Annotated in this window: 3 protein-coding genes; 2 read left to right on the top strand and 1 reads right to left on the bottom strand. The window is 45.8% G+C overall.

Features of this window, described 5'->3' with window-relative positions:
* Together AM228_RS26945 and AM228_RS26935 are read left to right on the top strand one after the other, a co-directional pair.
* On the top strand, positions 1 to 1,547 hold a 1,547-nt coding region (locus AM228_RS26945), incomplete at its 5' end, for a CHAT domain-containing protein (RefSeq protein ID WP_054469996.1).
* A 546-nt stretch (positions 1,548 to 2,093) separates the two neighbouring features.
* Entirely contained in the window at positions 2,094 to 2,603 is a 510-nt protein-coding gene (locus AM228_RS26935; protein WP_054469995.1) for a hypothetical protein, read from the top strand.
* 165 nt (positions 2,604 to 2,768) lie between these two features.
* On the opposite strand, the gene priA is transcribed toward AM228_RS26935, so the two are convergent.
* Positions 2,769 to 5,402, bottom strand: a complete 2,634-nt coding sequence (gene priA / locus AM228_RS26930; RefSeq protein ID WP_054469994.1) for a primosomal protein N' — start codon at positions 5,400 to 5,402, stop codon at positions 2,769 to 2,771.
* Positions 5,403 to 6,037: the final 635 nt, after the last annotated feature.

The raw sequence follows: 6,037 nt of genomic DNA, 5'->3' as shown, positions 1-6,037 counted from the left end.
AACCTCAACCGGGACAACCTCCCCTTGGCGATCGCAACATCCCCTTAGAACCTTTACAGGTTCATGGTTTTCAGTCGCCACCTTCTCCTCCTACATCAGGTCCCCCGACCCCGAATCAGATCGGTAATCGACCGGGAGAAAAACCCCCGCAAGAAAAACCAGGCCCGGAAATGCCTAGAGGAGAACAACAGGTCGATCGCCCTGCTTATGAAGCACAATTACAACAAGTTGATGTGGATGTAGCGGTTCAGTTAATTGAAGAATATCAAGCGGTAGAATTTAGCGATTATTTAGGACTGGAACTGTTTGGTAAAGCCCCTTCTTTTGATGAAATTTCTGCCACCTTATACGACCTGTGGCAAGTCACGGGACAAAAATCCGCATTTATTTATGTCTCAGCCAGCGAGAGTCAACTGGATTTATTTACAGTCGTCCCCAGTCCTGATGGCAGAATAGAAAATACCGCACAACTGTTAGCTTCAACTCGGCAAATTCCTGGAGTAATAGTCGCCCAGAGTCAAGGCCCAGTTCAGCATATACAATTGCCAGAAGTGAAGGGGCAAGAACTGCGAGAAACCATTCAACAATTTATAAATCAAATTACCGATCCAAGATATCGGCGATCGCAGAAATATCTGGAAAATGCCCAAAAACTTTATCAAACCCTGATTGCCCCGATAGAACCCCAATTACAAGCAGAAGGCATTGATATTTTAGTCTTATCAATGGACTCTGGTTTACGCAGTCTGCCCATTGCCGCATTGCATGATGGCAAACAGTTTTTAATTGAAAAATATGGCGTTGCCCTAGTTCCCAGTTTTGGATTAACTGATGTCAGTTACGCTGACGTGAGAAATACCCCAATTCTAGCAATGGGTGCTTCAGAATTTACCGACCTAAACCCCTTACCTGCCGTTCCTATTGAACTAAACAATATTCTCAGAGAATCTTGGCAAGGGGAGTTATTTCTGAATCAAGAATTTACCGTAGATGAGTTTAAAACTGTGAATCAAACAGAACAATTTGGAATTATTCACTTAGCCACTCACGGAGAATTTAAAGCAGGAGACTTGAATGAATCTTATATCCAGTTTTATGACCGCAAAATGAATCTGGGTGAACTCAAGACAATCGCCAATGAACTCGGATGGAGTCAAGTCGAAAATACCCCCATTGAACTATTAGTTTTATCCGCTTGTAAGACCGCAGTAGGTTCCCCCGAAGCAGAATTAGGTTTTGCTGGTTTAGCGGTTCAAGCAGGAGTCAAATCAGCTTTAGCCAGCCTATGGTATGTGAGTGATGCGGGTACTTTGGGATTAATGAGTGATTTTTATCAAGAATTAAGTGAAAACCCCATTAAATCTCAAGCATTGCGTGCGGCGCAAATCGCCATGATTAAAGGAAAAACTAGAATTGAAAATGGCCAATTAAGATTATCAAATGGGGAAATGTTGCCTCTTTCTGAAGAATTAGCCGAACTGAGAAATCTTAATTTATCTCATCCTTATTTTTGGTCAGCGTTTATGATGATTGGCAATTGGAATTAATTTGGTTATTTATTGTTAGTTGTTGGTTGATTGTTGGTTGTTGTTTGTTGGTTGTTTGTTGGGTAGGGATTCTTTGTTGGTTGATTGTTGGTTGTTGTTTGTTGGGTAGGGATTCTTTGTTGATTGATTGTTGGTTGATTGTTGGTTGTTGTTTGTTGGTTATTTTCTCCCCCGCTCCTGAAGCTCCCCCGCTCCTGAAGCTCCCCCGCTCCCCCACTCCTGAAGCTCCCCCACTCCTGAAGCTCCTCAATCAACAATCAACAAACAACAATCAACCAATAACCAATAACCAATAATTAATAATTAATAATTAATCAGTTATTTTATGTGATAAAAAAAGCCGGTTTTTTCTCGCAACTTTTTTGTCACTTAGCAAATACATAAAGGCGATCGCTCAGAACCCATACTGCTGTAGGGAAAAAATTCCTTTGGGTTAGCACAATCCTAAAAATAGTTAAGCAAAGGTAAAAGACACGGATAGACAAAATTAATTTATGTGCTATTCTTAGCGATCGATGTGGATTGATTTTTCTTGAGGAGTGTTCCATGAAAGCTAGATACTTTAAAACTCTTGTTGCTGCTTGTATCCTAAGCGTAGGATTGTTAGCTGGCTGTTCTAAGCCGGAAGAAGGTGCAGCCCCGACGGATACCAATGAAGCGGCACCGGCTGATACCACCACAACTCCAGGGGCAACCACTCCTGATGCTACCACAACTCCAGAGGCAACCACTCCAGGTGGCACGGGCACTGATACCACTACAACTCCAGGGGCAACCACTCCAGGGGCAACTGGCACTGATGCTACCTCCACTCCCGGCACCGGCACTGATGCCACTACAACTCCGAGCATGGGTACTGATGCCACCTCCACTCCCGGCACCGGCACTGATGCCACCTCCACTCCCGGCACCGGCACTGATGCCACCTCCACTCCCGGCACCGGAACTGAAGGCACCACTCCAGGGGCGACTACCGAAGGCACCGGAACTGAAAGCACCACTCCAGGGGCGACTACCGAAGGCACCGGAACTGAAAGCACCACTCCAGGAAACTAGCAGTCATTTCTAGGCAACTTATACAGATATATACATAAGGGAAAGGCAATAGAGATGTGAGAAATTCTGTCTCTATTCCAAGACGGCGGAATGTGAGGTCTTAATTGTTTGCGGATCTTGCTCCGCCGTTTTTGTCTTTTTTTGGAGATCGCCCAAATGTGGTGATTAACTCAAATACAAGGGGTCAACATCAATGCTAAGACTGACCCATTTCGGGCAATGCGATCGCAACTGTTCCAAGGGGGGCAAGTCCACGGGAATTCCTGGGGCAAATTTGAGCAATATCTGCCACCGATAGCGATCGCCGATTCGCATAATTGGCGCTGGGGCAGGGCCGAGTAATTCAAAATCATTGGTAAATAAATCATCGGTAAATAAATCATCGGCGGTGGGTTCTATCGGTTCTCCACGGTTAACTAATGTAGGGGTCAACGGTTTGCCCTCTGTTAGGGATTTACCGTTCCTTAATATTGTGGCTAAACGTTCCGCAGTCGCCGCCACTTCTCCTTCATTGCCCCCAGAAATGCGGAGTAAAATTAATCGACCATAAGGGGGATAATTCAGGGCTGCCCGTTCCGCCAGTTCATTAGCAATAAATCCGTCCAGGTCATGCGATCGCACCGCCGAAATCACGGGATGGTCTGGAGTATAGGTTTGAATAATCACTCGTCCAGGGTCGCGACCCCGACCGGCCCGACCCGCCACCTGAGTTAAAGTCTGAAAAGCCCGTTCCGAAGCCCGATAATCCGATAAATTCAGCAATCCATCCGCAGCCACCACCCCCACCAAAGTCACTTGGGGTAAGTCCAACCCCTTAGTCAACATTTGCGTACCAATTAATAGATCCGCTTCCCCTTGGGCAAAGCGAGAAATCAGGGCGCGGTGGGCGCCTTTGGTGCGCGTAGTATCGCTATCAAAGCGAATTAACCGCAACTGGGGAAAATGCTGCGCTAAATGTTGGGCAACTTTCTGGGTGCCGCTGCCAAAATGCTTAAAATAAGGAGAATGACATTCCGGGCAACGGGTCAAGGGCTGCTGAGTATGGCCGCAATAGTGACAGCGCAACAGTTCCGCCGCGTTTTCGTGGGGGTGATGATAGGCCAAGGAAACATCACAATGGGGACATTCCATCACATAGCCACAACTGCGACAAGAGATAAAACTGCTATGTCCCCGACGGTGAATAAATAAAATCCCTTGTTGCTTGGTTTCGATCAGATCGTTTAAAGCCTTTTGCAAAGACTGACTAAAAATTGTCCGGTTGCCTTGGCGCAATTCTTCGCGCATATCCACTATTTCAATGGGGGGCATGGCTTGCCCGTGAATGCGTTCTGGTAAGGAGAGGTAATAAGTGGGAATGGCGGCGGTTTCTTGGGCTTCGGCGACTTGTACCCAACTTTCTAAAGAAGGAGTGGCAGAACCGAGGATTAGAGGACAGTTGACCAATTCCGCCCGCCATTGGGCAACGGTACGCGCATGATAACTTGGGGCGGGTTGGTCTTGTTTATAGCTGTCGTCGAATTCTTCATCGAGAATAATCAGCCCTAGGTTGGGGAGGGGGGCAAAAATAGCCGACCGGGTGCCAATGACGATTTGCGGGGTGCCGGTGAGCATAACCCGCCAACTATCGTATCGTTCGCCGTCCGATAGTTGGCTATGATAAATGGCGATTTGGTCGCCAAACCGCGCCCGGAAACGGTCTGTGAGTTGTGGGGTGAGGCCAATTTCTGGGACGAGTACCAGGGCGGATTTTCCCTGGGCAAGAATAGGCGCGATCGCCTGCATATAGACTTCGGTTTTCCCGGAACCCGTGACCCCATGCAATAAAACCAGGGCAAATTCATGCAGAGATTTGATCAGTTCTAATGCCTTAGTTTGATAACGGGTCAAGGTTTTGGCTTGGTCGGGTTTCTGGGTTGGTTCTGCCAGGACGCGCAACCGTTCCTGAAGCGAAATAGCTACATAGCCTTTTTCTTCCAAGACTTTGACTAGGGAGGAACTGGTTTGACAAATTTGCAATAATTCGGTCATCCAGAGTTCACCCCCCCGACGCCGCAAAATTTCTACTACTTCTTGCTGCCTGGGGGTGAGGTCATGGGATAGACCTTCTCCGATTAATGTCACCGCTTGACGCATTTGCGCCCTAGGGGGTTTAGGGGATTCTAGATAACTTTCCACCCAACCCCGTTTGAGTAATTCTTTGAGTCCCGATGTAGCTTTGGGTACTTGACGGCGGATATACTGCCAAGTATAGTCTCCGGTTTTGGCGGTTTGCAGTAAATTTAGGATTTGACGACCGGCTGCACTGAGGAAAATATCAGCCCCCGGAGGAATTTCCCCGTTGAGTCTAATCCGGCGTTGCGATCGCGCCAAAAGTCCCGGTGGCATAGCGGTGCGAATTACCTGGATTAAGGGAGTATAGTAATAAGCCGCTACTCGTTCCAGCAGTTGCCAATAACTCCGAGGAAAAAAACTGGCGACTACCACATCTTCGACATTTTTTACCTGAGTCGCCGCTAAATCATCGGGTAATTTGTCCAGAAATTTAATCGCGATCGCGCCGATTTGCTGTGGACCAAAAGGCACGGATAAAATATCTCCTGGTTGCACTGGTAAATCGGGAGGTATCCGATAAGTAAAGAGTTTTTCCTCCGTTCCCGGTGCATCGACCAACACAGAAATCCACTGCGGTTGAGCGCTGGGGTGTTCACGGACTTTACCGAAATCGTAACTACCCCCAGGTTCGGCCACCCCCCAGGAAAGTAACGGTAATTCTGAGGTGTTGGTCTGGTAATTCATCGCGGACTATTAACCCTGTAGCTGAACACTCTAAATGTATAACATTCAGGGTGTTGTTTTTGTTGGTTGTTGGTTATTGGTTATTTATTGGTTGTTGCCCCCCTTTGAAGGGGAGGTTGGGGGGTTGTTAGTTGTTGGTTGTTGGTTGCTGGTTAGATAGCGTTTCTCATAAACGCACTTATTTCTGTCATTCCCGCAAATCTCTGTCATTCCCGCAAATCTCTGTCATTCCCGCAAATCTCTGTCATTCCCGCGAAAGCGGGAATCCAACGTTCTCCCTAAATAACGACTAACCAGTAGCCTCATCCCTTGCCGTCCGTGATAATACGGTATTGTCATCAAATCTAGACTTTTCATGCCAATTAGATACATTTTTGGAAAATTTAGGCAGATTAGAAATATTAGAAACATTATAAATATTATATTTATTAGTAAATTAAAAAAATTTTTAAGCAAATTAATTGATAGTAAATTTAATTAATTTGGTCAAAAAATAAAATCTTAACCGGTTTTTATTAAGAAATAAAATTTAAGCCTTAATTCGGTTTTTTCGTAGTTAATTAAAATTGTAAAAAATGTTAATTAGATAATTTTAAATATTTATTTTTTTGGCAAAACAAGAAATAACATTATTT

This window comes from Planktothricoides sp. SR001, from assembly GCF_001276715.1.
Lineage (GTDB): Bacteria > Cyanobacteriota > Cyanobacteriia > Cyanobacteriales > Laspinemataceae > Planktothricoides > Planktothricoides raciborskii.
Note: the sequence above shows the minus strand (reverse complement) of the source record. Positions and strands in the feature narration are given on the sequence as shown.

What these genes read in the sequence shown, in the direction of transcription:
- priA (WP_054469994.1), bottom strand. Translation starts at nt 5,402, where the DNA reads ATGAATTACCAGACCAACACCTCAGAATTACCGTTACTTTCCTGGGGG.
- AM228_RS26935 (WP_054469995.1), top strand. Translation starts at nt 2,094, where the DNA reads ATGAAAGCTAGATACTTTAAAACTCTTGTTGCTGCTTGTATCCTAAGC.